This window comes from Streptomyces sp. NPDC048650 (assembly GCF_043199095.1).
Classification (GTDB): Bacteria; Actinomycetota; Actinomycetes; order Streptomycetales; family Streptomycetaceae; genus Streptomyces.
On record NZ_JBICVM010000010.1, the window covers coordinates 87,696 to 113,430 of the forward strand.

Consider the following 25,735-nt stretch of genomic DNA (forward strand, 5'->3'; position numbering starts at 1 on the left):
GCCGTACTCACCCCGTGACCAACCCATACCAAGTCTTTGCGAAAACGGGGCGATTGCTTTTGCTGCACTGTACCCAGCGTGGGTGTACAGGGAGGCAACGGGCCGAGAGGCAATGTGAGGGCAAATGACTCGTCAAGTCGACGGGGCCGGTCGGGCCGCTAGTGGCGGTGCGGGCCCGGCCGGTGGACCGGGCCGTGGGAGCCCTCACAGTGGTCGCCGGGCGCCAGCGCCGGGCCGGGGTCGAGGGTCAGGACGTCGGGGCCGGCGGGCTCCTCGCCCACGTGGTCGACCTGGAGGGTGGCGTGGGTGATGCCGTATGCCGTGCTGAGGAGTTCCTGGAGGCGGCGGCGGACCTTGTGGCAGTCGCCGCCCGGGGCCACCAGGATGTGTGCGGAGAGGGCCGGCTGGCCGGAGGTGATCTGCCAGACGTGCAGATCGTGGATCTCGACCACTTCCTCGGCGCCGACCAGATGGTCGCCCAGCGCGTCCGGGTCGACGCCGGCCGGCGCCGCCTCCATGAAGATCCGGCCGGACTCGCGGACCAGGCCCGTACCGGCCTTCAGCATCAGCGCGACGACGACGAGCGAGGCGATCGCGTCGGCCCGCGCGAAGCCCGTGGTGAGCACGATCAGGCCGGAGACGGCGGTCGCGACGAAGCCGAACAGGTCGGTGAGGATGTGCTGGTAGGCGCCCTCGATGTTCAGGCTGGAGCGGTTGGCCCGGGACAGGAGCCAGGTGCAGACGAGGTTGACGACGATGCCGGCCAGCGCGGTGACCAGCACCGTCCCGCCCCGGACCGCGGGAGGCGAGATCAGCCGCCCGACGGCTTCGTAGCCGAGCCAGGCGGACAGCAGCAGCAGGGTGATGCCGTTGGCCTGGGCGGAGAGGATCTCGGCGCGCTTGAGGCCGTACGTGAAGCCGCCGCGTGCGGGCCTGGCGGCCAGCCGCATCGCGATCAGGGCCAGGACGATGGAGACCGCGTCGGTGAGCATGTGCGCGGCGTCCGAGATCAGCGCCAGCGACCGGGCCAGGACCCCGATGACGACCTCGACCGCCATATAGGCGGTGAGCAGGACGAGCGCGGCGCGCAGCCAGCGGCGGTCGGCGTCCGGGGAGACGCCGTGCGAGTGGCCGTGCGCGGTGCCGTGCGCAGGGCTGTGGCCGTGCCCGTGGTGCTGGGCGTGCTCGGTCATCGGCGCGCTCCTTCCTGGGTCCTTGCTGCGAAGCAAACCGCACTTCGTCGAAAGATCCAAAGGCTGCACCGGTGACCGTTGTCATTACCGTCGAACGGCGTATCGTGCCTGGTCAGGACGGTGTGGCCGAGCAGGTGTCCGAAGTGGCCCGGGGTGCGGAGACGGAGTGTCGATATGCGCCCGCCTCTTGATAACGGCGGGCCCTAGAGACGATCTTGGTGTGGGGCGGACCGCGGTGCCGTGATCCCTGCCTATACACCTACTGAGGAGAGTCGTACCCGTGAACCGAGAAGCTCCGGACATCCTGTCGCCGGAATTCGCCGCGGACCCCTACTCCGCCTACCGCGTCCTGCGTGACGACTTCCCGCTGCTCCGCCACGAGGCGACCCAGAGCTACATCATCTCGCGGTACGAGGACGTCGAACGGGCCTTCAAGGACCCGGTGTTCACCACGGACAACTACGACTGGCAGCTGGAGCCGGTGCACGGCCGCACCATCCTCCAGATGAGCGGGCGCGAGCACGCGGTCCGCCGGGCGCTCGTCGCGCCGGCCTTCCGCGGCAACACCCTCGAGCAGTCGTTCCTGCCTGTCATCGAGCGCAACGCCCGCCGGCTCATCGACAACTTCCGGAAGTCGGGCAGCGCCGACCTGGTGGCCGAGTTCGCCACCCGCTTCCCCGTCAACGTCATCGTCGACATGCTGGGCCTGGACCGGGGCGACCACGAGCGCTTTCACCGCTGGTACACCGCCATCATCGGCTTCCTGGGGAACCTCGGACAGGACCCGGACATCGCGGAGGCGGGACTGCGCACGCGGGAGGAGTTCGCCGCGTACCTGCTGCCGATCATCCGGGAGCGCCGCGCCAACCTCGGCGACGACCTGCTCTCCACCCTCTGCGCCGCGGAGATCGACGGCACGCGGATGAGCGACGAGGACATCAAGGCCTTCTGCAGCCTGCTGCTGACGGCCGGTGGCGAGACCACCGACAAGGCCATCTCCAGCCTGATGCACAACCTGCTGCGCCACCCCGCGCAGCTGGCCGCGGTGCGCGCGGACCACTCGTTGATCGCGTCGGCGTTCGCGGAGACCCTGCGGTACTCGCCGCCGGTGCACATGATCATGCGGCAGGTCTCCGAGGACGTCATCATCGGCGGCGGTGAGGTGCCCAAGGGCTCGACGGTCACCTGCCTGATCGGCGCGGCCGGCCGCGACGAGCGGCGCTACGCCGACCCGAACGCCTTCGACATCCACCGCACCGACCTATCGGCCACCACCGCCTTCTCGGCGGCCGCCGACCATCTCTCCTTCGCCCTCGGCCGGCACTTCTGCGTCGGCGCGCTGCTGGCGAAGGCCGAGGTGGAGGTCGGCGTGGCACAACTCCTGGACGCGCTGCCGGAGATGGTGCCGGCGCCGGGTGTGCAGCCGCGCGAGGAAGGGGTGTTCACGCGGGGCCTGGATGCGCTGCCGGTGCGGTTCACACCCGCGGACTAGGGCTTCGACCCGGCACGGTCGCGCGACACCGAGCGCTGGTTTCACGTGAAACGGGCGGCGTTTCACGTGAAACGCCGACCCACTCGTCAAGGGCCCTGCGAGACCCCGCCCGTCAGCCGAACGCCGTACCCGGCGCGCCCATCGCCGGAATCGGCGTGTACGCGGGGGTGAACTCGACCGGCAGTCCGACCAGGCCGCGCATCCACAGCGAGGAATGCCACCCCAAATCCTCGGCCGGCACCGCCAGCACCACGTCCGGCAGCCGGTCGAGCAGCACCTCCACCGCCGCCTTGGCGATCACTTCGGCGATCTCCGGTGCCGGGTAGGGGCAGGCGTGTTCGCCGTGACTGAAGGACATATGGGCCTGGTTGCCGTCGGTGCCCGCCTCGCTGAAGTCCGGGCGGACCTGCGGGTCGGTGTTGGCGGCGGCGAGCCCGAGGACGAGCAGATCGCCGGTACGGATCCGGCGCCCGCCGAGCTGGGTGTCGCGCACCGCCCAGCGGCCGATGAAGTTCTGGGTCGGGGTGTCGTGCCAGAGCACCTCGTTGAGCGCTTGGCCGACGCTGCGCCGGCCCCCCGACAGGCTGACGGCGAAACGGTCGTCGGTCAGCATCAGTCGCAGGGTGTTGCCGATCCAGTTGGCCGTCGGCTGCTGGGCGGCGGACATCACCACCAGCAGGTCGATGACGGCCTCCTCGTCGGTGAGCCCGGCCCGGTGTGCCAGCAGCCGGGACGGCACATCGGCGCCCGGCCGGCCCCGCTTGGCCTTGACCAGCCGGGCCATCCGCGCCGCGACCCGTTGATGGGCCGCGATCGCGCCGGAGTCCTCGTTCAGCGACGCGGCGATGTCGGCGGCGAGTTCGGACACCTCGGTGCCAGGGAAGCCGAACAGCTCCGCGATGACCAGCAACGGCAGGCGGGCCGCGTAGTGGATCATCAGGTCCGTCTCGCCGGAGCCGGCGAACGTGTCGATCAGCCCGTCCGCCAGCCGCTCGCAGATCTGCCGCAGCTCGAACTGGTCGATCGCAGTGAGCGCATCGCTGATCGCCCCGGACCGGCGGCGGTGCTCGGCTCCCTCGGCGAACATCACCGAGGGCTGGTACCCGACGAACGGCATCAGCGGCCAGCCCTCGGGGATGTGGTCCCAGGCGTGCCAGCGCCGTGAGTCGCGCGCGAACAGCTCGGGGTTGCTGGTGACCTGGTGCAGCTCGCGGTAGCCCAGCACGAACCAGCCGGGGATGTCGCCGTCGAGGAGGATCGGTGCGACCGTGCCGTGCTGTGCGCGCATGGCGCGGTAGAGGCCGGCCGGGTCGCCGCTGAAACCACTGCCGTACAGCGGCACGGCATCCGTAGCGCCCCGCATGGGGCAGCCGCCGGTCGTGGGGCGCTGCTGCTCGTTCACCGTGCGGTCTCCGCGGTCTCCTGGACGGACAGGGCGTAGAGGTGATCGACCAGCGCGATCAGCACCGCCTTGCTGGACTCGCGGTCGCGCGCGTCGCAGGCGATCAGCGGCACCTCGGGGGAGAGGTCGAGTGCCTCGCGGATCTGCTCCAGGGTGTGCTGGTCGCCGCCGAAGTCGTTGTGCGCGACGATGAACGGCATGCCGTGCGCCTCGAGTCGGTCGATGGCGTACCAGGAGTCGTCCAGCCGTCGGGTGTCCACCAGCACCACCGCGCCCAGCGTCCCGGCGAACAGACGGTCCCACAGGAACCAGAAACGCTCCTGGCCGGGTGCGCCGAACAGGTACAGCACCGCGCTGTCGTTGATGCTGATCCGGCCGAAGTCGAAGGCGACGGTGGTGGTCGTCTTGCCCTCCACCCCCGTGGGATCGTCGACGCCGACGCCCGCCCGCGTCATCGTCTCCTCGGTGTTGAGCGGTCGGATCTCGCTCACCGAGCGGACCATGGTGGTCTTGCCCACGCCGAAGCCGCCGACGATGACGATCTTCAGTCCGTTGTCGGCGGTGGCGTGCAGCGGGACGTGGTCGGCGTCGGTGCCGGCCGCTACGGCCGCGGCCGCGGTCTCAGAGGCGGTGGAGTGCATCGAGCACCTCCTTCAGGAGGTCGGCGTCGGGGAGTTGGGCGGTCTCGGGAGTGCGCGGATGCCGGGCGGTGACATGGCCGCCGTCCAGCAGGTCGGACAGCAGGATCCGGACCACGCTCACCGGCATCCGCAGCTCCGCCGAGACCTCCACGACGGCCATCGGACGGCGGCACATGGACAGGATCCGGGCATGCTCGGACTGCATGCCCGGAGCCGGATCGCATTCGCTGACGATGAGGGTCACGAGGTCGAGCGTCCGGTCGTCGGCGGACCGGCTGCGGCCGCCGGTCACGGTGTAGAGCCGGTCCGGATCATCGTCAGGACCGAGCCGTTTCATGCGGACTGCCCCGGTGTGCCGGCCCCGTCCTCATCACGCGGTGCGGCCTGCAGATACTCGCCGATCTGCTCCACCAGCTCGTTCATGTTGAAGCCGATGAGGCCGACGTCGGCGTCCTCGACGGCGATCAGCGCCAGATGGGCGCCGTTCCCCGCCTCCACGATGAACAGCAGACCGCCGTGGAACTCCGTCATCGCCTGCCGTACGCCGCCCGTACCGTCCCCGAACTCCACGGAAGCGCCGTGCGACAGGCTCTGGATCCCGGAGGCGATGGCGGCCAGCTGGTCGGCCTGATCGACGGTCAGGTCCTTGGAGTGGCAGAGCTTGAGCCCGTCCCGGGAGAGGACCAGCGCGTGCCGGGCACCCGGGGTCTTCTGGAGGAGGTTCTCCAGCATCCAATCGAGGCTGTGGTCGGTGGTGTTCATCGGGTCTCGTCCTCCGGACGTGCTGGAGAGGGTGCGGGGGGTGACGCGGGGGCACCGCCGGTACGGGTGTCCGGGGCGGCGTCGGTACGGGGGCCGTCGGCGGTGTCCGGGGCGGAGGCGCCCTGGACGGCCTTTCGGAAGTCGCGGAAGCGGGCCGCCGACTCCTCGCGGGAGCGGGCCGGCCGCGCGCTTTCGCCGACGGGTGCCCGGCCGTGCACCGGACCCGTACCCATGGGGGCGGCGGCCAGGGTCTGACCGCGGCGCCGCTTGGGGAGGCCGCTCTCGCCGAACTCGGTGGGAGCGGCGGGAGCGGGCTCGGGCGTGGGCTCAGGGGCGGGCTCGGCCTCGGGCCCGGCGGCGGTGCGGCGGCTGCGCCGGGGAAGCGGGGCGGGAGCGTCGGACTCGGGGGCCACGGGCTGGGCCGCGGGCTGGGCCGGAAGGGCCGGCTCGGCCTCGGGCGCGCGCCGCGGCGAGGGGACCGCGGTCCGCGGCGCCGTCACGACCGTGTCGGCGATCGGCGGCTGCTCCGCCTGCCGGGCCACCGGCCGCACCTCGGTCACCAACTGCTGCGGAATCAGCACCACCACGCCGGTGCCGCCGCGCGCGGACGGCCGGAAGGAGACGTTCAGTCCGTGCTTGCGGGCCAGACAGCCCACCACCGCGAGTCCCAGCCGCGTCCCGGACAGCGACATCAGGTCCAGCGTGGCCGCGGACACCGACTGCTGGGCCCGCTGGAGCGCGGCCTCGCTCATCACCAGTCCGCTGTCCTCCACGCTGACCACCACACCGGCCTGCGCCTCTTCCACATACACATGCACCGGCGACAGGGGCGGCGAGAACGACGTCGCGTTGTCCATGATCTCGGCCAGCGCGTGCATGATGCCCTCGGCCGCGTGGCCGGCGATCGCCACCTCGCTGCTGTTGTGCAGCCGGATACGGCGGTAGGCGCTGATCCGTCCCATCGCGCCGCGCAGAATGCTCTCCATCGCGATCGGCTTGTTCCAGCGCCGCCCGGAGCGGGCACCGGTCAGGACGGCGATGCTGTCCGCCAGCCGGCCCGCCTGGGCCGTCGTGTGGTCCAGCTTCATGAGGTCGCCCAGCACTTCCTCGCCGTGCCGGTCCTCCATCTCGCGCAGGTCCGCGAGCATGCCGGTGGCGAGCGCCTGCACCCGGCCCGCGGCATTGGCGCACGCGGACATGGCGGCGGCCCGCATCCGCTCTCCGCGGCCGACCTCCTCGGCCAGCGTCCGCAGGATCCGCTGATGGGCACCGGCCGTGGGCGCGGCCGTCCGATCGAGCGCGGTGTCCACCGAGGCGCCGTCCCGCAGCTGGACGACCAGCTCGGGGAGCGTCTCATCGGCCAGCCGGTCCGCCTCGGCCCTGATGTCGCCGATCCGCGCGCGGTAGTGCCGTACCAGCCGAGCCTGGAACACGGCGGTCGCCACCGCGGCGCTCAGCAGCACGGCGCCGGCCCCGCCGCCGCAGGCCACCGGCGTCCGTGCGGACTGCGGTGCGAGCAGCACGGCCCACACGCACAGTCCGCCGGTCACCACGAGAACGGCTGCCAGAGCACGTAGGGCCGACCCCAACGGCGCGCGTGCTGCCTGACGGCGGGACGGTATCCGTGCTGACATCAAACAGGTCCTCGTGAGCGATGGCGGCTGCGGGCGGTGCGGGGTCGTGCATTGTGTCGGGGCGACCGGCGGGAGCGAAACCCCCGGGGGGATCGGGGTCCTGGGCTGTACGGATCTGTGCGGGGCTGTGCGGAAAACGGCGGGTACGGCTCGGTGTGCTGGGCGATGTTCTGCGGTGGGCAGTGCGCTCTGCCGTGGGTACCGCGTTGTTCTGCTGTGGGTACGGCGCTACGACCGACGAAGGAATGATCGAAGATCGTCCAGGCACTTTAGCCGGTCGGACGGATCCGGCAACTTCCGTATCGACCTCCGTCGTTGGGGCACCATTCGCCCAGGTCATCCCGTGATCGCCGGACCTGCACCGAACGATGACGGGGCAACCGCCCCACCCGGACCGTTCCGTTACCCGACCCGACTCCGCCCGCCGGCCACCGGCTGCAGCGCCGCGAACTCCAAAGGCGCCGAAGGGTCCACGGACACCTCCAGCGGGGCCGGTGCGGCCCCCGCGCGCACCAGCAGGTCGCCGACCGCCGCGATCATCGCGCCGTTGTCGGTGCACAGCCGCAGCGGCGGGACCCGCAGGCGGATGCCGGCCGCCGCGCAGCGCTCCTCGGCCAGGGAGCGCACCCGGGAGTTGGCGGCCACCCCGCCCACCACGACCAGCGTGCCGACACCGTGCCCGGTGCAGGCGGCCACCGCCTTACGGGTGAGGACATCGGCCACCGCCTCCTGCAGCGAGGCCGCGCCGTCGGCGAGCGGGAGGGGGCGGCCGGCGGCGTGGTGGTGTTCGGCCCAGCGGGCCGCCGCCGTCTTGAGGCCCGAGAAGGAGAAGGCGAAGGGGTTCCTTTCCCCGCCCGTGGTCAGCGGGCGGGGAAAGGGGACAGCGCGCGGATCCCCCGCGCGCGCTGTCCGGTCGATGGCCGGGCCGCCGGGATACGGCAGTCCGAAGACGCGGGCGACCTTGTCGAAGCACTCGCCCGCCGCGTCGTCGAGGGTGTCCCCGAGGTGCACGATCGGGTCGCGCGCCAGATCGCGTACGAGGAGGAGGGAGGTGTGGCCGCCGGACACGATGAGGACGACGCAGGGGTCGGGCAGCGGCCCGTGCTCCAGGGTGTCGGCCGCGACATGCCCGGCCAGGTGGTGCACTCCGTACAGCGGCACCCCCAGCGCATACGCCAGCCCCTTGGCCCCCGCGAGCCCCACCTGGAGCGCCCCGGACAGCCCCGGCCCCGTCGTCACCGCGACCGCCCCGATATCGGCGGCCGTCAGCCCCGCGTCGTCCAGCGCGGCCCGTACCACCGGGGTGAGGGAGTGGACATGGGCGCGCGCCGCGACCTCCGGCACCACCCCGCCGAACCGCGCGTGCTCGGCCATGCTCGACGCGAGAGCCTGTCCGAGCAGCCGGCCGTCGCGCACCAGGCCGGCGCCCGTCTCGTCGCAGGACGATTCGATCCCCAGCACCACCGGCGAGCTCACTGAGCCGCTCCTTCCGCTCCCTGCCGAGTTGTTCTCCCTTGGCTGCAATTGCAAAGTATATGCAATAAGGGCGGGTGGTCCGGCCGGGCCACGGCTCCCCCGACGGGCGGTCGCTACCCGCCGGTCAGTAGAGTTCGGCTCCCGTCCCGTCCCCTCCCGAACCCCGAGGTACCGGCAGTGAGCCCCGCACCACCCCTCTCCGTAGTCGGCATCGGGGCCGACGGCTGGGACGGTCTGCCGGCCGGCTCCCAACAGGCCCTGCGAGAGGCCGAGGTACTGATCGGCGGGGCGCGGCAGCTGGCGCTGCTGCCCGCTGAGTGTGCGGGGGAACGGGTGCCGTGGCCGTCTCCGTTGCGGCCCGCCGTGCCCGGCCTGCTCGCCGGACACGCCGGGCGCCGGATCTGTGTGCTGGCCAGTGGGGACCCGATGTTCTACGGCATCGGCAGGACCCTGGGCGAGGTGCGGGGCGACGGGGCGCCGCCGCTGCGGGTGCTGCCGCATCCCTCCGCCGTCTCGTACGCCTGCGCGCGCCTGGGCTGGCCGGTGGAGGAGACCGAGGTCGTCACGCTCGTCGGCCGGCCGGCCGGGAATCTGGCCGGCGCGCTGTACGACGGGCGCCGGCTGCTGGTGCTCTCCGCCGGCGCCGGTACCCCCGCCGAGGTGGCGGCGCTGCTGTGCGCACGCGGCTTCGGCCCGACCCGTATGCGGGTCCTCGAACAGCTCGGCGGTGACCGGGAGCGGACCGTCGAGGGCACCGCGGCCACCTGGGAGCCGGCGTCGCCCGGCGACCCGCTCAACGTCATCGCGCTCGACTGCGTCCGTGAGCCCGACGCGCTCCGCCTCTCCCTCGTCCCCGGCCTCCCCGACGACGCCTACGCCCACGACGGCCAGCTGACCAAACGCCATGTCCGCGCCGCCACCCTCGCCGCACTGGCCCCCGCGCCCGGCGAACTCCTGTGGGACATCGGCGGCGGATCCGGCTCCATCGCCATCGAGTGGCTGCGGTCGCACCGCAGCTGCCGCGCGGTGAGCGTGGAGCGCGATCCGGTACGGGCCGAGCGGATCGACCGGAACGCCCACACGCTCGGGGTCCCCGCGCTGCGCGTCGTCACGGGCCCGGCGCCCGCCGCGCTGGCGGGCCTGCCGACGCCGGACGCGGTGTTCATCGGCGGCGGGCTGACCGCACCCGGCCTGCTGGACGCGTGCTGGGAGGCGCTGCCGCCGGGCGGCCGGATCGTCGCGAACACCGTGACGCTGGAGTCCGAGGCGCAGCTCACCGAGCGGTACCGCAGGCACGGCGGCGAACTCGTCCGGCTCGCCGTCGCGCACGCCGTCCCGGTCGGCGGCTTCACGGGCTGGCGGCAGGCGATGCCGGTCACCCAGTGGGCGGCCGTCAAGCCCCTCCGCCCCACCCCACACCAGGAGACCCCTCAGCCATGACCGTCCACTTCATCGGTGCGGGCCCCGGCGCCGCCGACCTGATCACCGTGCGCGGCGCCCGCACCCTCGCCTCCTGCGGCGTCTGCCTGTACGCGGGCAGCCTGGTGCCCCGCGAGCTGCTGGCCGAGTGCCCGCCCGGCGCCCGGCTGGTGGACACCGCGCGGCTGGACCTCGACACGATCACCGCCGAGCTGGTCCGCGCCCACGAGGAGGGCCACGACGTCGCCCGGCTGCACTCCGGCGACCCGTCCGTCTTCAGCGCCGTCGCCGAGCAGATGCGCCGGCTGGACGCGGCCGGTGTGCCGTACGAAGTGGTGCCGGGCGTCCCGGCGTTCGCCGCGGCGGCCGCCGCCCTCAAGCGCGAACTGACCGTTCCCACCGTCGGCCAGACCGTCATCCTCACCCGGGTCGCCCAGCGCGCCACCCCCATGCCCGAGGGCGAGGACCTGGCCACCCTCGGCCGCAGCGGCGCGCTGCTGGTCCTGCACCTGGCCGCCATGTACGTCGACCGGGTCGTCGACGAACTGCTCCCGCACTACGGCGCCGACTGCCCCGCCGCCGTCGTCGCGATGGCCTCCCGCCCCGACGAGCTCGTCCTGCGCGGCACCCTCGCCGACATCGCCGGCCAGGTGAAGGAAGCGGGCGTGGTCCGGACCGCCGTGATCATGGTGGGGCGCACGTTGGGGGCCGAGCAGTTCCGCGACAGCCACCTCTACTCGACGGGGCGGGACCGGGGCGAGGGGGAGTGCGGGCCGGAGCCCGAAGCCCGGCCCGAGCCGAACGAGAAGCCCTGAGCGCGTATCCGACCTCGCGTATCCGACCTCGCGTATCCGACCTCGCGTATCCGACCTCGCGTATCCGACCTCGCGTATCCGACCTCGCGTATCCGACCTCGCGACTCGCCGTCCCGGACGAGGCGACGGGCTGGCGTGACGTCCTGCGCGCCTACGCGCTGGGCCACCGGGCCATGATGCTGCGTCACCCCTGGCTGGCCCAGCTGCCCACACCGCACTTCGTGCTGACGCCGAACCGGATGGCGGCCGCGGAACGCCAGCTGGCCGCGCTCGACGGCCACGGCACGGACATCGACACGGTGATGGCAGCCTTCCGCGCCGTCAACGCCTATGTGCACGGCGCGACACAGTCCGAAGTGGCGCTGCGCCAGTACATGGAGGACAACGGCTGGGCCGGCGGGGAGGAGACGCATCGCGCCCTCGCGCCCCAGATGACCTATCTGATGGAGACCGGCCGCTACCCGACCTACCGGCGCTACGCCCTCGGGGCCGGGCGCAAGGACGACACGGCCTGGCAGTTCGAGGCGGGGCTGGAGTGCGTCCTCGACGGCATCGCGGCCCGGCTCGGCAACTAGGGCCGGTCGTTCGGATCACGCCGGGCTCGCGCGGTCCGGCACGCGCAGACCGCCGGATCAGCCATCGGGGCACGCGAGCCCGGCCTGATCCTCACGAAGAACCCTGATCCTCACGAAGAACCCTGATCCTCACGAAGAACCCTGATCCTCGCGAAGAATCCTGGTCACTCGCGAAGGACCCTGGTCAGGAGCTCCCCGGCCCCCGCGGCTCCGCCCGCCCCACGACCATCCCCGCCCGGTCGATACAGACGACGTCGACGTCCACCGGCGCCCCGCGCAGCACGGCCAGCGCCTCGTCGCGGGCGGTGGCCGCCACCAGATCCCCCAGCGGCACCCCCGCCGCATCGCACAACTGGAGCGCGGCCAGCCCGGTGTTGGCCGCCGCGACGGCACCGGCCAGCTGCTCCCCCGCGCCGCCCCGCCGGGCCAGTGCGGCCAGAAAGCCCTTGTCCACCTGCGACCGCGCCGAATGCAGGTCCAGATGCCCGGCCGCCAGCTTGGACAGCTTGGCGAAGCCGCCGCAGATCGTGAGCCGGTCGACGGGATGTCGCCGGATGTACTTCAGCACCGCCCCCGCGAAGTCCCCCATGTCGAGCAGGGCGTCCTCGGGCAGATGGTGCAGGGCGACCACGGTCTTCTCCGACGTCGAACCCGTACACCCCGCCACATGCCGCCGTCCCGCCGCACGCGCCACATCCACCCCGCGCCGGATGGAGTCGATCCAGGCCGAGCACGAGTACGGCACGACGATCCCGGTGGTCCCCAGGATGGACAGCCCGCCCAGGATGCCCAGCCGCGGATTCCACGTACTGCGCGCGATCTCCTCCCCGTGATCGACCGAGATCTCGACCTCGACGTCGGCCCCGGTGCCGCCGTGCCGTTCGGCCACCGCCGCCAGATGCTCCCGCATCATCTGCCGCGGTACGGGGTTGATCGCGGGCTCGCCGACCGCCAGGGGGAGGCCGGGCCGGGTGACCGTGCCCACGCCCGGCCCGGCCCTGAACACCACGCCGGAGCCGGTCGGCAGCCTCCGCACGCTGGCCCGGATCAGCGCCCCGTGGGTCACATCCGGGTCGTCGCCCGCGTCCTTGACCACCCCCGCTATGGCGCTGCCGGTGTCCGGATCCCGCTCCTCCACCGCGAGCGCGAAGGACGGCGTCTGCCCCTTCGGCAGCGTGATCGTCACCGGGTCCGGGAAGTCGCCGCCGAGCAGGGCCGTGTACGCGGCCGTGCTCGCCGCCGTCGCACAGGCGCCGGTCGTCCAGCCGTGCCGCAGCCCGGTGTGCGCGAGCTGGGCGCTACGTCCTCCGGTGCCCTTGCCCGTACCCTGCGGTTGCGCTTCAGCCACGGAGGAACCCACATCCCATGTACGACACAGCCCGCCATGTGCTGATCCTCGGCGGTACGACGGAAGCCCGCCGCCTGGCGTCCGCCCTGGTGGCGGAGCCGGGGTTGCACGTGACGACCTCGCTCGCCGGACGGGTCGCGGCGCCCCGGCTGCCGGCCGGGGAGGTGCGCATCGGCGGGTTCGGCGGCCCCGAGGGCCTCGCCCGCTGGCTGTGCGAACACGAGGTGGACGCGCTCATCGACGCCACCCATCCTTTCGCCGGCACGATCAGTCACCACGCGGCCCAGGCGGCCGCCACCGCCCATGTTCCCCTGCTGGCCGTCCGCCGGCCCGGCTGGGTACCCGGTCCGGGCGACGACTGGCACCCGGTCGCCTCCCTCGAAGAAGCGGCCGCCGTCCTCCCCACTCTCCCCGGCTCCCGGATCTTCCTCACCACCGGCCGCATGGGCCTCGCCCACTTCGCCCACCTCACCGACCTCTGGTTCCTCGTCCGCTCGGTCGACGCTCCCGAGCCCCCGCACCCGCCCCGGATGCAGGCCCTGCTCGACCGCGGCCCGTTCACCCTGGACGGCGAACGGGAACTGCTGCGTACGCACCGCATCGACGTCCTGGTGACGAAGGACAGCGGCGCGGCCGCCACCGCCGCCAAGCTGACGGCGGCGCGGGAGGCGGGGGTGCCGGTGGTGGTCGTGACCCGGCCGCCGGTGCCGGTGGGCGTGGCAGAGGTGGCGGATCCGGCGGCGGCGGTCGACTGGCTGCGGGCCACCGTGCTGTGACGGCATGCGGAACGGCCCGCCCGCTGCGGTCGACAGCGGACGGGCCGTGCGTGTGATCAGTACGTACCGAGGATCAGCGAGGGCTCGCTGTCACTGCTTTGGATGGCGAACGGGAGTGTTGTCGCCCACCTGGAGGCAACAAATCAGGCGACCTGCTGGAGGAGCCGGAGGAGGTGGCGCGTTATCGCCTGGCTTACGATCGGCTTCGAGATGCGGCGCTCTCGCCGCGTGAATCAACGGTGTTCGTGCGGCAGTTGACGGAGGAGCGCAGGCCATGACGACTCACTCGAGCCTGTCCGGAGCCGCGTCGCGCAGGAGCAGCTACAGCGATGGCGGAGACAACAACTGCGTCGAGGTCGCCGACGACATGGCGGGTGTTGTCCCCGTCCGTGACAGCAAGAACCCGTCCGGTCCGGCGCTGCGGATCCCGGCCGCCTCGTGGTCGGCGTTCACGGCCACCGTCAAAGCCACCCGCTGAGGGGGACGCATGGACTGGGGGACCCTCCTCGCGACGGTGAGCGGCGGGTTCGTCGCGATCTCCGGCACGGTGCTCGCCGAGCGCCTGCGGCACCGTCGGGAGAGCGACCGCAGCAGCGAGGCGCGGCGGCGGGCGGTGTACATCGAGTTCATCGGCGCGGCCGGGGTGTGCCACGCCAAGCTGCGTCGGATCGCCCAGGACCCGGACGCCGAGGCGGACCTCGGAGCCGCCGCCGGTGCGGCCCTGGGTGAGGCCGCCCTCCACGAGGTGCGCGAACGCCTCTTCATCGACGCGACACCCGAGATCGCCCGCGCTGGACAGAAGATGTTCGAGCGGCTGCGCGCGCTCCAGCGCGCCGTCGCGGCGGGGGCCCGGCAGACGTCGCCCGCTTTCCACGACGTCTACCACCCCTACCTCGAAGCGGTCTGGGCCTACCGCGTCGCCGTCCGCCAGGAGCTGGAGGGCGGCCACTTCGCGCCCGAGGTCTTCGGGTGGGAGGAGTGGGACGGCAAGGACCGCTGCGTGCTGTGCCGGGCGGAGCTCGTCAGCGGAGCTTGACCAGCGGCCTTGGTTGCAGACCCCAACTCCGCCCGCTCGGCCTGAACAGGCCGGCCCCTGTACCCGCACAGGCTCGTCGGCGGACCGCTCCTTGTCCACCGATGGGCCTGTATTGCGTGTCCTGCAAAGTGGTCGATGAACGTAGTGAATCGCTGCGTAACATGGGCAGGATTATTTCTGGCCGGGCGGACCAGGTTACTGCCCAGGAGGAGCGTTGAGGATGAAGAGTAAGCGGGCGTTCCTCACGATCGCCACTGCATCTCTCTTTACCTCATCAGGCGTTCTTACCGGCTGCTCCGCACCGTCTATGGGTGTGAATGAAGCAGTCCGGAAGATTGATGCCAAGCTGGCCGGTACCTTCGCTTCTGTAGGCCCTCCCCTGAAGAAGAGCGATGGGCCGGCTCGCATCACTGAAGGGGCCAACTCGTTTACGAATGAGCCAAACGGGGAGGGGGTGGTTGCCAGGACCGGTTACGTGCGGACCAAGGTTTCGAAGGCGAGGGTCGTAGTGCTCGCCAAGGCTGTCGAAAAGCATTGGAAGGCGAAGGGGTATGAGCTTGAAAATGCGAGCCGCAAGGTGCCAACGTTTGAATACAGCACACCCGAAGGTGTGTCCCTCACGTTCGATGTGAATGGCGACCTGATAACCATTGGTGCCACAGTTTCGGATGTCGAGTATCCGGGGCACGGTGACATCGACGACGGGGATTTCCCTAATGGCCTCGGCGATGTCGGGCCCACACCGAATGTCCGCGATCCCTACTGGTCCAAGTAGCGCCCGCAAAACTGCCCGACGGCCCCTGCCTCGTTTGGGCAGGGGCCGCGCCCGTAACTCACCCCTCCGGATACCTCCGAGGCGTCCACACCACGTCCCGGTCGGTCCCGTCGTCGCGTCGTACCGCCTGTGTCTGGGACGAGCCCACGAGCAGGATGGTGCGCATATCGACCTGGAGCGGGTCGAGGTCGGCGAGGCGGACGGTGCGGACGGATTCCTCGGGGCCGCCCACGTCGCGGCCGAGGACGACCGGGGTGTCGGGGGCGCGGTGCTCCAGGAGGAGTTCGCGGGCCTTGGCGACCTGCCAGGTGCGGCTGCGGGAGCCGGGGTTGTAGAGGGCGAGGACGAGGTCGGCGGCCACCGCGGAGCGCAGGCGTTCGGCGATGACCTCCCAGGGCTTGAGGCGGTCGGAGAGGGAGATGACCGCGTAGTCGTGGCCGAGCGGGGCGCCGGCGCGGGCGGCGGCGGCGTTGGCGGCGGTGACGCCCGGCAGGACGCGTACGGGGACGGAGCGGTACGGGTCCTGGGAGGCGACCTCCAGGACGGCGGTGGCCATGGCGAAGACGCCGGGGTCGCCGCCGGAGACCACGGCCACCTTCCGGCCGCGCCGGGCCAGGTCCAGGGCGAGTTCGGCGCGTTCGGACTCGACCTTGTTGTCGGAGCCGTGGCGGCGTTGGCCGGGGCGCAGCGGGACGCGGTCGAGGTAGGTGGTGTAGCCGACGAGGTCGTCGGCGGCGGTGAGGGCGCCGCGGGACTCGGGGGTGAGCCAGAGGGGGCCCGCCGGGCCGGTGCCGACGACGACCACGTCACCGGCCACCGCGTCACCGGCCACCGCGTCACCGGTGCCCGGCGCCCGGTCGTCCGCCGTGGGCGGGTTGGCGATGCGGCTCGGCACGACGGCGACCGAGAAGTACGGGACGGTGTCGGAGTCGATGGCGTCCAGGCGCTCGGTGCGTTCGCCGGGCATGGTGGCGCGTTCGACGTAGCACGCCTCCGGCAGCCGGCCCGAGCGCTCCATGGCACGGCGGACGGTGGGGAAGGTGCGGCCGAGCTTCATGACGACGGCGGCGTCGGTGGCGGCGAGGCGGGCGGTCAGCTCCTCCTCCGGCAGGGTGCCGGGCAGGATCGTCAGGACCTCGTCGGCCTCGGCGAGGGGCTTGCCCAGCCGGGCCGCGGCGGCGCTGACGGAGGTGACTCCGGGGATGACCTCGGTCGGGTAGCGGTGCGCCAGCCGCTTGTGCATGTGCTGGTAGGAGCCGTAGAAGAGCGGGTCGCCCTCGGAGATGACGGCGACGGTGCGGCCGGCGTCCAGGTGGACGGCGAGCCGGGCCGCGGCCTCCTCGTAGAACTCGTCCAGGGCGCCCCGGTAGCCGCCGGGGTGGTCGGTCGACTCGGTGGTGACCGGGTAGACCAGCGCCTCTTCGATGTGGTCGGGGCGGAGGTGCTCGGCCGCGATGCCACGGGCGATGGACCGTCCGTGGCGGGCGCTGTGGTACGCCACCACATCGGCCTCGGCGATGATCTGTACCGCTCGTACGGTCATCAGCGACGGGTCGCCGGGGCCCAGTCCCACGCCGTACAGGCGGCCCGTGGTCCCGGGCAGTTGCTGCTCGCTCACGCTCACTCTTCCTCGCTTGCCAGGGCGTTGATCGCGGCCGCGGTCATGGCGCTGCCGCCGCGCCGGCCGCGCACCACGATGTGGTCCAGCTTCGACGGGTGGGCGATCAGCGCGTCCTTGGACTCGGCCGCGCCGATGAAGCCGACGGGTATCCCGATGACGGCGGCGGGCCTGGGGGCGCCTTCCTCGATCATCTCCAGGAGACGGAAGAGGGAGGTGGGCGCGTTGCCGATCGCCACGACCGAGCCTTCCATACGGTCCCGCCACAGTTCCATGGCCGCCGCGCTGCGGGTGGTGCCCAGGCGGGCGGCCATGTCCGGGACGGACGGGTCGGTGAGGGTGCACAGCACGTCGTTGTCGGCGGGCAGCCGCTTGCGGGTCACGCCGCTGGCCACCATGTTGGCGTCGCACAGGATCGGCGCGCCGGCCCGGAGCGCCCGGCGGGCCTGCGCCACCACGTCGGGGGTGAAGGCGAGATCGCGTACGAGGTCGACCATGCCGCAGGCGTGGATCATCCGGACCGCGACCTGGCTGACGTCGGCGGGCAGGCCCGCGAGGTCCGCCTCGGCGCGGATGGTGGCAAAGGACTGGCGGTAGATCGCCGCGCCGTCCTTCTCGTAGTCGAACACTGTCACTGCGCCCTCGGGGTGGTGGGAGTTGCGGGGGTCGGTGGGGTGGTGGCGGGGTGCACGGTCGTGGTCCGGTAGCCGCCTTCGGCGGTGGCGTCGGCCAGGACGTCGATCCAGGGGCCGCCCTGTGGATGGCCGCAGCGGCGCTCGCACCCCGACCAGTACACGGGCAGGCCGGTGCCGCCCTCGGCGGGCAGCGGGACGGTGCCGCCGGTCACGGCGTACACGGCGTCGGCCCGGACATCGGTACGGGACTTGGCGCAGCCGGGCAGTCCGGTGCAGGCGCCGATCCGGTACCAGGGGGAGTCGGGGTCGGTGACCAGCCCGGCGGCGGCCAGCGCGGGCAGCCGCTCGGCGGCGGTCGCGGCCGCAAGACCGGGGACGATCACGCCGCGCCAGGGGGTGAGGCGGAGCTCGCCCCGGCCGTCGTCGGCGGCCGTGGCGGTCAGCAGGCGCCACTGGGCGACGGTGAGGCGGCCGAGCGGGGCGAGGACGGAGAGGGCGTGCCGGCCGTCGGGGCCCTGCACGATCCCGGGTGCGTCGGGCTCCGTGTGCGGGGTCGCCCCGGTGCCGTCCGGCGCGGCCACACAGGTCGCCCCGATCCCGGCGGCCCGCAGGTGCTCCACCGTCCCGCGCGCCGTCAGCGCGTGCCCGGCCGGCAGTTCGCGTACCCGCCAGGCGCCCGTCCCGCTCGCCTCGGCCGCCGCGAGGAACGCCTCCGCCACGGCCAGTGCGGCCCGCGGCGCGTCCGCCCCGGCGACCCGTACCGCCGCCGGGTCCTGCCCGACGCGCAGCAGCGCCCCGGACGTACCGTCGGCGTCCGCAGCTGCGACCAAGCTCACATCTCCGCCGAGTCCGGCCACATCGCCCCGTCCGCCGTCCAGGACGAACAGGAACCGGCCGGACAGCGCCGTCGCCGACGCGCTCGCGCACAGCAGCCGATCCAGCTGCCGGGCCCACAACCGCACGTCAGGAGGGGTCCGAAGGTCGAGTCCGGCGAGCGGGGAGGCGATGATGTTGCGGATGCGCTCATGGCGTTCGGAGGGGAGCAGTCCGGCGTCGCGGAGCAGGTCGCCGAGCCGGGTGCCGCAGTCGTCCGGCAGCCCGCGCAGCTCGACGTTCCCGCGGGACGTCAGGGAGAGGTGGCCGTCGCCGAGCCGGTCGGCGGCGTCGCCCAGTGCCGTTGCCTGACGTACCGTCACATCGCCCGCGGGCAGCCGTACTCGTGCCAGCCGGCCGTCCGCCGCGACGTGCAGCCGCAGCGCGCCCGGGCAGGCGTCACCGCGGTCCCGTACGGCGGGTTCGGCCGCATGGGGGCGCGGCGAGGGGGAGGGCGGCATGGCGGCGAGCATACCCACGTCGGACCGCCCCGGATCCGGGGCGGCGGGCGCGGCCGGCGGCGGTGGCGGAGGCGCTCTCCCCCGCCCGCGAATCAGCCTTTACTATGCAGGTCGGTGGGTCGGCTGACCCACCGGACGCCAGCGACGGCGCCGGGCCCCAGGGCCCGAGGGAGGAAGCCCGGTGAGAATCCGGCGCGGTCCCGCCACTGTGAACCCGGCCACCGCCGGGCGAGCCAGGAACTCCCGCCGTCCTTACGACCACCCGGGGCGCGGACACCCCGAGGAAGGCCTGCGCTCGCATGCTTCTGCTGCTGTCGACCTCCGACACCGACCTCCTCAGCGCCCGCGCTGCCACCGGGCCGGTGCCGTACCGGCTCGCCAACCCCGCCCGCCTCGACCTCGCGGAGCTGCCCGCGCTCCTGGAGGGCACCGACCTGGTCGTCGTCCGCCTGCTGGGCGGCATCCGCGCCTGGCAGGAGGGCCTGGACCTGCTGCTCGCCGAGGACCAGCACCGGCCGGTGGTCGTCCTCACCGGTGAACAGGCGCCCGACGCCCAGCTCATGGAGCAGTCCACGGTCCCGGTCGGCATCGCGGCCGAGGCGCACGCCTACCTCGCGCACGGCGGCCCGGCCAACCTCGACCAGCTGGCCCGCTTCCTCTCCGACACCGTGCTGCTCACCGGCCACGGCTTCGAGCCGCCCGCCCCCGCCCCCTCCTGGGGCCCGCTGGAGCGCGAGGCGCGCACGGACGTGACCGGCCCGACGGTCGCCGTGCTCTACTACCGCGCCCATCACATGAGCGGCAACACCGGCTTCGTACGGGCTCTGTGCGAGCAGATCGAGGAAGCGGGCGGGCGCCCCGTGCCGCTCTTCGTCGCCTCGCTCCGGGCCCCCGAGCCCGAGCTGATCGACGCGCTGAGCTCCGCCGACGCCATCGTCACCACCGTCCTCGCCGCGGGCGGCACCAAGCCCGCCGAGGCATCGGCCGGCGGCGACGACGAGTCGTGGGACGCCGGCGCCCTCGCCGCCCTGGACGTCCCGATCCTCCAGGCGCTGTGCCTGACCGGCTCCCGCGCCGCCTGGGAGGAGAACGACGAGGGTCTGTCCCCGCTGGACGCCGCCTCGCAGATCGCGGTCCCCGAGTTCGACGGGCGCCTGATCACCGTCCCGTTCTCCTTCAAGGAGGTCGACGAGGACGGTCTGCCGGTGTACGTCGCCGACCCCGAACGCGCCGCCCGGGTCGCCGGTATCGCCGTCCGCCATGCCCGGCTGCGCCACATCCCGGCCGCCGAGAAGCGCCTGGCGCTGGTCCTGTCCGCGTACCCCACCAAGCACTCCCGGATCGGCAACGCCGTCGGCCTGGACACCCCGGCCAGCGCCGTCGCCCTCCTGCGCCGCCTCCAGGCGGACGGCTACGACTTCGGCAGCGACGAGGTCCCCGGCCTGGTGTCCGGCGACGGCGACGAGCTGATCTACGCCCTCATCGAGGCCGGCGGCCACGACCAGGAGTGGCTCACCGAGGAGCAGCTGGCCCGCAACCCGGTCCGCATCCCGGCCGCCGACTACCGGCGCTGGTACGCCACGCTGCCGCAGGAACTGCGCGACTCCGTCGAGGAGCACTGGGGCCCGCCGCCCGGCGAGATGTTCGTCGACCGCAGCCGCAACCCCGAGGGCGACATCGTCCTCGCCGCCCTGCGCCGCGGCAACCTCCTCATCCTCATCCAGCCGCCGCGCGGCTTCGGCGAGAACCCGATCGCGATCTACCACGACCCCGATCTGCCGCCCTCGCACCACTACTTGGCGGCCTACCGCTGGATCGCGGCGTCCGCGGAGGACGGCGGCTTCGGGGCCGACGCCATGGTCCATCTGGGCAAGCACGGCAACCTGGAGTGGCTGCCCGGCAAGAACGCCGGACTCTCCGCCGCCTGCGGCCCCGACGCCGCCCTCGGGGACCTTCCCCTCGTCTACCCGTTCCTGGTCAACGACCCCGGCGAGGGCACCCAGGCCAAGCGCCGGGTGCACGCCACGCTCGTCGACCACCTCGTCCCGCCGATGGCCCGCGCCGAGTCCTACGGCGACATCGCGCGCCTGGAACAGCTCCTGGACGAGTACGCCGCGATCTCCGCCATGGACCCGGCCAAGCTGCCCGCCATCCGCGCCCAGATCTGGACCCTGATCCAGGCCGCGAAGCTCGACCACGACCTGGGCCTGGAGGCCCGCCCGGACGACGACGGCTTCGACGACTTCCTGCTGCACGTCGACGGCTGGCTGTGCGAGGTCAAGGACGCCCAGATCCGCGACGGTCTGCACGTCCTGGGCGGTGCCCCGACCGGTGCGGCGCGGGTCAACCTCGTGCTCGCCATCCTCCGCGCCCGCCAGATCTGGGGCGGCACGTCCGCCCTGCCCGGTCTGCGCGAGGCGCTGGGCCTGGACGAGTCCGCGGCCACCCGTACGACGGCCGACGAGGCCGAGGAGACGGCGCGCGCTCTGGTCCAGGCGATGGAGGACGCCGACTGGGACGAGGCGGCGGTGGCGTCCGTGGCCGCCGGCCACTCCCGGCAGGTCGCCGACATCCTCACCTTCGCCGCCCAGCAGGTCGTCCCCCGGCTGTCCGCCACCACCGACGAGATCGACCATGCCGTCCACGCCCTGAACGGCGGCTTCGTCCCGGCCGGACCTTCCGGCTCCCCGCTCCGCGGCCTGGTCAACGTCCTGCCGACGGGCCGCAACTTCTACTCCGTCGACCCCAAGGCCGTCCCCTCCCGCCTCGCCTGGGAGACCGGCCAGGCCCTTGCCGACTCGCTCCTGGAGCGCTACCGCGGCGACAACGGCGACTGGCCGCAGTCGGTGGGCCTGTCCCTGTGGGGCACGAGCGCGATGCGCACCAGCGGCGACGACGTCGCGGAAGCGCTGGCCCTCCTGGGCGTCCGCCCGGTCTGGGACGACGCCTCCCGCCGCGTGAACGGACTGGAGCCCATCCCGCTCGACGAGCTGGGCCGCCCCCGCATCGACGTCACCCTGCGCATCTCCGGTTTCTTCCGTGACGCGTTCCCGCACGTCATCGGCCTCCTGGACGATGCGGTACGGCTCGCCGCCGCCCTGGACGAGCCCGCGGCCGACAACTTCGTCCGGGCGCACGCCCAGGCCGACCTCGCCGCCCACGGGGACGAGCGCCGCGCCACCACCCGGATCTTCGGCTCCCGCCCGGGAACGTACGGCGCGGGTCTGCTCCAGCTGATCGACTCCCGCGACTGGCGCACCGACGCCGACCTGGCGGAGGTCTACACGGTCTGGGGCGGCTACGCCTACGGCCGCGGCCTCGAGGGCCGCCCGGCCCGCGACGAGATGGAGACCGCCTACAAGCGCATCGCGGTGGCCGCCAAGAACACCGACACCCGCGAACACGACATCGCCGACTCGGACGACTACTTCCAGTACCACGGCGGCATGGTCGCCACCGTCAAGGCGCTGAAGGGCAAGGCCCCCGAGGCGTACATCGGGGACTCCACCCGCCCCGAGACGGTACGCACCCGCTCCCTCGTCGAGGAGACCTCGCGGGTCTTCCGCGCCCGCGTGGTCAATCCCCGCTGGATCGAGGCGATGCGCCGCCACGGCTACAAGGGCGCCTTCGAACTGGCCGCCACCGTCGACTACCTCTTCGGCTACGACGCCACCACCGGCGTGGTCGCCGACTGGATGTACGACAAGCTCGCCCAGACCTACGTCCTCGACCCCGAGAACCGCGCCTTCCTCCAGGAGGCCAACCCCTGGGCCCTGCACGGCATCGCCGAGCGGCTCCTGGAGGCCGAATCCCGCGGTATGTGGGAGAAGCCGGACGCGGAGACGCTGGCGGCGCTGCGGGACGCGTTCCTGGAGACCGAGGGGGATCTGGAGGGCGAGGACTGAGGGGATCGGGTCGGCGCCGGGCGTCGGCCGCCGGCGCCCGGGGCGGTTCCGGGGCCGGTCCGCGGGAGGAACTTCCTCCCGTTGCTCCATTCGAGGGAATGTTTCACCCTGGAAGGGCAGGCAACGCGAAGACGGTGCCGCTGCGGCCGGTCTCCTCGGTCGGCGGGAACCCTCCTCGGGGGCGCGCGGGCAGAATGAGGTGGAGCCCATGCAAGCGCAACGCGTAAGGCGCTCCTTCGCCGTGGCCGCAGCGGGCGTCATGCTGGCCGGCGGCGCGGCGATCGGCACGGCGGGCGCGGCCGCGGCCGCCCCCGCACCCTCGACCACGGCCACGACCGTCTCGACGGTCCACCGCCCCCACTGCACCTGGATCGGGGGGCACTGGGATCGGCACTGGGTCGGGGGCCACCACGGCAATGACCATCACGGCAACGGCCATCACGGCAACGGCCACTGGGTGAAGGTGTGGGTCAAGGGCCACTGGAGCCACAACTGCCACGCCCGCTGATGCCCCGCGTACGAGGAGGCTTCCGGTGACCGAGAAGAAGATGTGGGACGCGGAGATCAACATCACCGAATCCGGCAGTGAGGTCAGGGCCGAGGCCCGGCTGCACGGCAAGGAAGGCGGGCAGATGGTCGGCCAGGGGGAGGCCCGGCGCAACCCCGCGGACGAGGACGTGCCCGCCATCGGGGACGAACTGTCGGCGGCGCGGGCGCTGTCGGACCTCGGCCGGCAGCTGCTGCAGCGGGCCGCGCACGACATCGAGGTGCACACGGATGCGCCGGTGGAGCGGCTGCGTCCCTGACGGGCGCGCGCCTGCAGCGGGTGCCGGGAGCTGAGCCTTCACGGAGTTTTCCTTCCGGCATCTCGTGCCTGTATGGCATGACGTGCCACAGTGGTGCTGTGGATTCCGCTGGGCCTGCTGGGCACGCTGGTCTCGCGCCGGCCGGTTGCGGTGGCACTCGCGGGGTCGGGCACCTGGCTGCTGGTCGAGCTGGTGCAGACCCTCGATCCGGTGCGGTCGTGCCAGCCGGCCGACTGGGCGAACAACACCCTGGGCATCGCGGTGGGCGCGCTGGCGGGGTGGCCGGCCGGCCACCGGCGCCGGGCGGCCGGTCCGGTCGGTGGTGGTGCGGCTCAGGACGGCTCTTGCGGAGGTGCTTCAGGCGTCACCCCGAGGTCGTGACGCATGGCCGTCCGCATGGCCCGGAGCATGTCCCGGACCTCGTGCTGGGCCCGGGCTGCGGTCTCCACCGACTCGCCCGGCCGGGGGGCGCCTCGTGCGAGGCGTTTCACCTGCCCGTAGACGTGTTCAGGGCTTGCTCGACGGCACCCGCCCGCTTGAGGACCTCCTCGGGGGCGATCATCTGCGCCTAGGGCACCTGCGAGAAGTCCGGTCCCACCGTCAGCGTCACTTCGCCCGGCGTTGCCCCGGACGATTCCGTCGCCTTGGTGCCGGGCAGGCGGGTGGCCAGGACCTCGGCCTGGGTGCGCAGGCCGGCCGGGTAGCCGACGGTGGTCCGGTCGGCGGCGGGTGCGTTGCCGGTCGCGGTGACCGTGAAGCCGAGCTTGCGCAGCTGTTCGGCGGCGGCGGCGGCCCGGCCGGAGACGCCCGTGCCGTTGAGGACGCGGACGCGTACGGAGTGCGCGGTCACCGGGTTCTTGGCCGCCTCGGCGAGCTTCTTCTTCCCGGCGACGCCGATCTCGCGGTCGTGGGCGATGTCGCTGAACAGGCCGGCCGCCTGCGGGTACTGCCACACCACGTTGGCGTGGTCGGTGGGGACGTCGGCCTCGCGGTAGTAGTTGGGGACGGTCACGAACGTGAGCCGGTCGCTGGGGATGTCCTTGACCGTCGAGGCGAGGCTGTAGAGGGGCTTGAGGCCCGCCAGTTCCCTGTCCGCGGTGATGGACTTGGTGGCCGAGGTCAGGAAGTCGTAGAGGGCGCCGGGACTGGTGAGCTTTTCCTGGGCCTTCTCGCCCAGTGCCTTCATGAACTCCTGCTGTCGGCCGATCCGCCCGAGGTCGGAGCCGTCGCCGACGCTGTAGCGGGTACGGACGTAACCGAGCGCCTTCTCGTCCCGTACGGTCTGGCAGCCGGCCTCCATGTCGAGGTGGGCCTTCTTGTCATGGATGGCGTGCTTGGGGCAGACCTCTATGCCGTCCAGGGCGTTGACCATGCCCTTGAAGCCCTGGAAGTCGACCGAGGTGAAGTTGTCGATCCGCAGCCCGGTGTTCTGCTCGACGGTCTTGATGGTGCAGGCGGCGGCCTTGTTGATGTCGCCGCTGTCGCCGCCGATGGAGAACGCTTCGTTGATCTTGAAGTGGTGCGGGGCCGACTTCGTGCCGTTGCCGCGGGTGCAGGCGGGGATCTGCACCCAGGAGTCGCGGGGGAAGGACACCGCGGTGGCCCATTTACGGTTGGCGGCGATGTGCAGCACCATCAGCGTGTCCGACTGCATGGTGGTCAGGCCCTTGCCGTACTTGGCGTTGGCGCCCGCGCGGCTGTCGGAGCCGACGACCAGGATGTTCTTGGAGCCGGGACTGAGGTTGACGGGGCGTTTGCCGTCGATGCCGATGTCCGCGCCGTGGATGTTGCCGTCCAGATCGGCGTAGATCCAGACGCCGGCGCCGGCCGTACCGAGCAGCAGCAGGCCGAGCACGCCGCCGGTCCAGCTGAGGATCCGGCCGCGGCGGGTCATCCGGACCTTGCCGGGCCGGCGCGGCGACCGGCCGGATCCGCCCGCGGGCCCGGCGCCCTTGCCGCTCCGCCGGGATCCCGCGGCGCGGCGGGGCGCGGCCGCGTCGTCGGATCCGGTCGCGCCGGATCTGCCGTCGGGCCGTCGGATCCCCGTCAGCTGTTGGGTCTGCCTGTCATCCACGCCGGTGGCCCTTCTGGTC

Annotated in this window: 25 protein-coding genes and 1 riboswitch; of the genes, 13 read left to right on the plus strand and 12 right to left on the minus strand. The window is 72.6% G+C overall.

Annotated elements, in window-relative coordinates; genetic code table 11:
- Positions 1-158: 158 nt before the first annotated feature.
- Complete coding sequence (locus ACGFML_RS26365) at positions 159-1,193, minus strand: cation diffusion facilitator family transporter (protein WP_393547681.1); 1,035 nt, start codon at positions 1,191-1,193, stop codon at positions 159-161.
- Between the two features lie 280 nt (positions 1,194-1,473).
- On the opposite strand from ACGFML_RS26365, the gene ACGFML_RS26370 reads away from it, so the two are divergent.
- Positions 1,474-2,685: a cytochrome P450 gene (locus tag ACGFML_RS26370; protein WP_393547683.1), complete on the plus strand. Its 1,212-nt coding sequence runs from the start codon at positions 1,474-1,476 to the stop codon at positions 2,683-2,685.
- Positions 2,686-2,797: 112 nt separating this feature from the next.
- On the opposite strand, the gene ACGFML_RS26375 is transcribed toward ACGFML_RS26370, so the two are convergent.
- From ACGFML_RS26375 to tsaD, 6 genes are all read right to left on the minus strand, one after another.
- Complete coding sequence (locus ACGFML_RS26375; RefSeq protein ID WP_393547992.1) at positions 2,798-4,048, minus strand: cytochrome P450; 1,251 nt, start codon at positions 4,046-4,048, stop codon at positions 2,798-2,800.
- Positions 4,049-4,083: 35 nt separating this feature from the next.
- Positions 4,084-4,728, minus strand: coding sequence for an ATP/GTP-binding protein (locus tag ACGFML_RS26380; protein ID WP_393547685.1), 645 nt, complete (start codon positions 4,726-4,728; stop codon positions 4,084-4,086).
- Positions 4,709-5,065 carry a DUF742 domain-containing protein gene (locus tag ACGFML_RS26385; protein ID WP_393547687.1) on the minus strand — a complete coding sequence of 119 codons (357 nt, stop codon included), beginning with the start codon at positions 5,063-5,065 and terminating at the stop codon, positions 4,709-4,711. Before ACGFML_RS26385 ends, ACGFML_RS26380 begins: the two co-directional genes overlap by 20 nt.
- A complete protein-coding gene (locus tag ACGFML_RS26390; protein WP_393547688.1) occupies positions 5,062-5,490 on the minus strand; it encodes a roadblock/LC7 domain-containing protein in 429 nt (142 codons plus the stop codon). The genes ACGFML_RS26385 and ACGFML_RS26390 overlap by 4 nt, the downstream gene beginning before the upstream one ends.
- Positions 5,487-7,124, minus strand: a complete 1,638-nt coding sequence (locus ACGFML_RS26395; RefSeq protein WP_393547690.1) for an ATP-binding protein — start codon at positions 7,122-7,124, stop codon at positions 5,487-5,489. The genes ACGFML_RS26390 and ACGFML_RS26395 overlap by 4 nt, the downstream gene beginning before the upstream one ends.
- Positions 7,125-7,526: 402 nt before the next feature.
- Positions 7,527-8,600 (minus strand): tRNA (adenosine(37)-N6)-threonylcarbamoyltransferase complex transferase subunit TsaD, encoded by a 1,074-nt coding sequence (tsaD, locus tag ACGFML_RS26400; RefSeq protein ID WP_393547692.1) that lies wholly within the window; start codon positions 8,598-8,600, stop codon positions 7,527-7,529.
- 177 nt (positions 8,601-8,777) lie between these two features.
- Here tsaD and cbiE point away from each other — a divergent pair, with 177 nt between their 5' ends.
- Genes cbiE through ACGFML_RS26415 form a run of 3 tightly spaced genes read left to right on the plus strand, consistent with a single transcriptional unit; the run spans position 8,778 to position 11,409 of the window.
- Complete coding sequence (cbiE, locus tag ACGFML_RS26405; RefSeq protein WP_393547694.1) at positions 8,778-10,040, plus strand: precorrin-6y C5,15-methyltransferase (decarboxylating) subunit CbiE; 1,263 nt, start codon at positions 8,778-8,780, stop codon at positions 10,038-10,040.
- On the plus strand, positions 10,037-10,834 hold the full coding sequence (cobM, locus tag ACGFML_RS26410; RefSeq protein ID WP_393547696.1) for a precorrin-4 C(11)-methyltransferase: 798 nt from the start codon (positions 10,037-10,039) through the stop codon (positions 10,832-10,834). The genes cbiE and cobM overlap by 4 nt, the downstream gene beginning before the upstream one ends.
- The gene (locus ACGFML_RS26415; protein ID WP_393547698.1) at positions 10,786-11,409 is read left to right on the plus strand and encodes a TetR/AcrR family transcriptional regulator C-terminal domain-containing protein; all 624 of its coding nucleotides are present in this window, start codon (positions 10,786-10,788) and stop codon (positions 11,407-11,409) included. Before cobM ends, ACGFML_RS26415 begins: the two co-directional genes overlap by 49 nt.
- Positions 11,410-11,593: 184 nt before the next feature.
- On the opposite strand, the gene ACGFML_RS26420 is transcribed toward ACGFML_RS26415, so the two are convergent.
- The gene (locus ACGFML_RS26420; protein WP_393547700.1) at positions 11,594-12,757 is read right to left on the minus strand and encodes a cobalt-precorrin-5B (C(1))-methyltransferase; all 1,164 of its coding nucleotides are present in this window, start codon (positions 12,755-12,757) and stop codon (positions 11,594-11,596) included.
- Positions 12,758-12,774: 17 nt separating this feature from the next.
- Here ACGFML_RS26420 and ACGFML_RS26425 point away from each other — a divergent pair, with 17 nt between their 5' ends.
- The 5 genes from ACGFML_RS26425 to ACGFML_RS26445 all read left to right on the plus strand — a co-directional run bounded on the left by ACGFML_RS26425 (position 12,775) and on the right by ACGFML_RS26445 (position 15,344).
- The gene (locus tag ACGFML_RS26425) at positions 12,775-13,533 is read left to right on the plus strand and encodes a cobalt-precorrin-6A reductase (RefSeq protein WP_393547702.1); all 759 of its coding nucleotides are present in this window, start codon (positions 12,775-12,777) and stop codon (positions 13,531-13,533) included.
- A gap of 173 nt (positions 13,534-13,706) precedes the next feature.
- On the plus strand, positions 13,707-13,811 hold the full coding sequence (locus tag ACGFML_RS26430; RefSeq protein WP_393547704.1) for a hypothetical protein: 105 nt from the start codon (positions 13,707-13,709) through the stop codon (positions 13,809-13,811).
- Positions 13,808-14,011, plus strand: coding sequence for a DUF397 domain-containing protein (locus ACGFML_RS26435; protein WP_393547705.1), 204 nt, complete (start codon positions 13,808-13,810; stop codon positions 14,009-14,011). Before ACGFML_RS26430 ends, ACGFML_RS26435 begins: the two co-directional genes overlap by 4 nt.
- 9 nt (positions 14,012-14,020) lie before the next feature.
- A complete protein-coding gene (locus tag ACGFML_RS26440; protein WP_393547707.1) occupies positions 14,021-14,569 on the plus strand; it encodes a CchlQ in 549 nt (182 codons plus the stop codon).
- 220 nt (positions 14,570-14,789) lie between these two features.
- The gene (locus tag ACGFML_RS26445) at positions 14,790-15,344 is read left to right on the plus strand and encodes a hypothetical protein (RefSeq protein WP_393547709.1); all 555 of its coding nucleotides are present in this window, start codon (positions 14,790-14,792) and stop codon (positions 15,342-15,344) included.
- Positions 15,345-15,402: 58 nt separating this feature from the next.
- On the opposite strand, the gene ACGFML_RS26450 is transcribed toward ACGFML_RS26445, so the two are convergent.
- The 3 genes from ACGFML_RS26450 to cobG are packed head-to-tail and all read right to left on the minus strand — an operon-like array spanning position 15,403 to position 18,931.
- Positions 15,403-16,968 (minus strand): precorrin-2 C(20)-methyltransferase, encoded by a 1,566-nt coding sequence (locus ACGFML_RS26450; RefSeq protein ID WP_393547711.1) that lies wholly within the window; start codon positions 16,966-16,968, stop codon positions 15,403-15,405.
- Positions 16,965-17,597, minus strand: coding sequence for a precorrin-8X methylmutase (locus ACGFML_RS26455; protein ID WP_393547713.1), 633 nt, complete (start codon positions 17,595-17,597; stop codon positions 16,965-16,967). The genes ACGFML_RS26450 and ACGFML_RS26455 overlap by 4 nt, the downstream gene beginning before the upstream one ends.
- Positions 17,594-18,931, minus strand: coding sequence for a precorrin-3B synthase (gene cobG, locus ACGFML_RS26460; protein WP_393547715.1), 1,338 nt, complete (start codon positions 18,929-18,931; stop codon positions 17,594-17,596). Before cobG ends, ACGFML_RS26455 begins: the two co-directional genes overlap by 4 nt.
- Positions 18,932-19,101: 170 nt before the next feature.
- Positions 19,102-19,174: riboswitch (cobalamin riboswitch) on the plus strand.
- A 56-nt stretch (positions 19,175-19,230) separates the two neighbouring features.
- On the opposite strand from cobG, the gene cobN reads away from it, so the two are divergent.
- From cobN to ACGFML_RS26480, 4 genes are all read left to right on the plus strand, one after another.
- Positions 19,231-22,836: a cobaltochelatase subunit CobN gene (cobN, locus tag ACGFML_RS26465; RefSeq protein WP_393547716.1), complete on the plus strand. Its 3,606-nt coding sequence runs from the start codon at positions 19,231-19,233 to the stop codon at positions 22,834-22,836.
- 208 nt (positions 22,837-23,044) lie between these two features.
- A complete protein-coding gene (locus ACGFML_RS26470; RefSeq protein WP_393547717.1) occupies positions 23,045-23,344 on the plus strand; it encodes a hypothetical protein in 300 nt (99 codons plus the stop codon).
- Between the two features lie 25 nt (positions 23,345-23,369).
- The gene (locus ACGFML_RS26475) at positions 23,370-23,642 is read left to right on the plus strand and encodes a DUF1876 domain-containing protein (protein ID WP_393547719.1); all 273 of its coding nucleotides are present in this window, start codon (positions 23,370-23,372) and stop codon (positions 23,640-23,642) included.
- Between the two features lie 90 nt (positions 23,643-23,732).
- The gene (locus ACGFML_RS26480) at positions 23,733-24,023 is read left to right on the plus strand and encodes a VanZ family protein (RefSeq protein WP_393547721.1); all 291 of its coding nucleotides are present in this window, start codon (positions 23,733-23,735) and stop codon (positions 24,021-24,023) included.
- A gap of 187 nt (positions 24,024-24,210) precedes the next feature.
- Here ACGFML_RS26480 and ACGFML_RS26485 read toward each other — a convergent pair whose 3' ends face one another.
- Entirely contained in the window at positions 24,211-25,536 is a 1,326-nt protein-coding gene (locus ACGFML_RS26485; protein WP_393547994.1) for an LCP family protein, read from the minus strand.
- Positions 25,537-25,735: the final 199 nt, after the last annotated feature.

What these genes read in the sequence shown, in the direction of transcription:
- cobM (WP_393547696.1), top strand. Translation starts at nt 10,037, where the DNA reads ATGACCGTCCACTTCATCGGTGCGGGCCCCGGCGCCGCCGACCTGATC.
- ACGFML_RS26385 (WP_393547687.1), bottom strand. Translation starts at nt 5,065, where the DNA reads ATGAAACGGCTCGGTCCTGACGATGATCCGGACCGGCTCTACACCGTG.
- ACGFML_RS26395 (WP_393547690.1), bottom strand. Translation starts at nt 7,124, where the DNA reads ATGTCAGCACGGATACCGTCCCGCCGTCAGGCAGCACGCGCGCCGTTG.
- ACGFML_RS26390 (WP_393547688.1), bottom strand. Translation starts at nt 5,490, where the DNA reads ATGAACACCACCGACCACAGCCTCGATTGGATGCTGGAGAACCTCCTC.
- ACGFML_RS26380 (WP_393547685.1), bottom strand. Translation starts at nt 4,728, where the DNA reads ATGCACTCCACCGCCTCTGAGACCGCGGCCGCGGCCGTAGCGGCCGGC.
- cobG (WP_393547715.1), bottom strand. Translation starts at nt 18,931, where the DNA reads ATGCCGCCCTCCCCCTCGCCGCGCCCCCATGCGGCCGAACCCGCCGTA.
- ACGFML_RS26445 (WP_393547709.1), top strand. Translation starts at nt 14,790, where the DNA reads ATGAAGAGTAAGCGGGCGTTCCTCACGATCGCCACTGCATCTCTCTTT.
- ACGFML_RS26440 (WP_393547707.1), top strand. Translation starts at nt 14,021, where the DNA reads ATGGACTGGGGGACCCTCCTCGCGACGGTGAGCGGCGGGTTCGTCGCG.
- ACGFML_RS26375 (WP_393547992.1), bottom strand. Translation starts at nt 4,048, where the DNA reads ATGCGGGGCGCTACGGATGCCGTGCCGCTGTACGGCAGTGGTTTCAGC.
- ACGFML_RS26425 (WP_393547702.1), top strand. Translation starts at nt 12,775, where the DNA reads ATGTACGACACAGCCCGCCATGTGCTGATCCTCGGCGGTACGACGGAA.
- ACGFML_RS26470 (WP_393547717.1), top strand. Translation starts at nt 23,045, where the DNA reads ATGCAAGCGCAACGCGTAAGGCGCTCCTTCGCCGTGGCCGCAGCGGGC.
- ACGFML_RS26365 (WP_393547681.1), bottom strand. Translation starts at nt 1,193, where the DNA reads ATGACCGAGCACGCCCAGCACCACGGGCACGGCCACAGCCCTGCGCAC.
- ACGFML_RS26485 (WP_393547994.1), bottom strand. Translation starts at nt 25,536, where the DNA reads ATGACCCGCCGCGGCCGGATCCTCAGCTGGACCGGCGGCGTGCTCGGC.
- ACGFML_RS26435 (WP_393547705.1), top strand. Translation starts at nt 13,808, where the DNA reads ATGACGACTCACTCGAGCCTGTCCGGAGCCGCGTCGCGCAGGAGCAGC.
- cobN (WP_393547716.1), top strand. Translation starts at nt 19,231, where the DNA reads ATGCTTCTGCTGCTGTCGACCTCCGACACCGACCTCCTCAGCGCCCGC.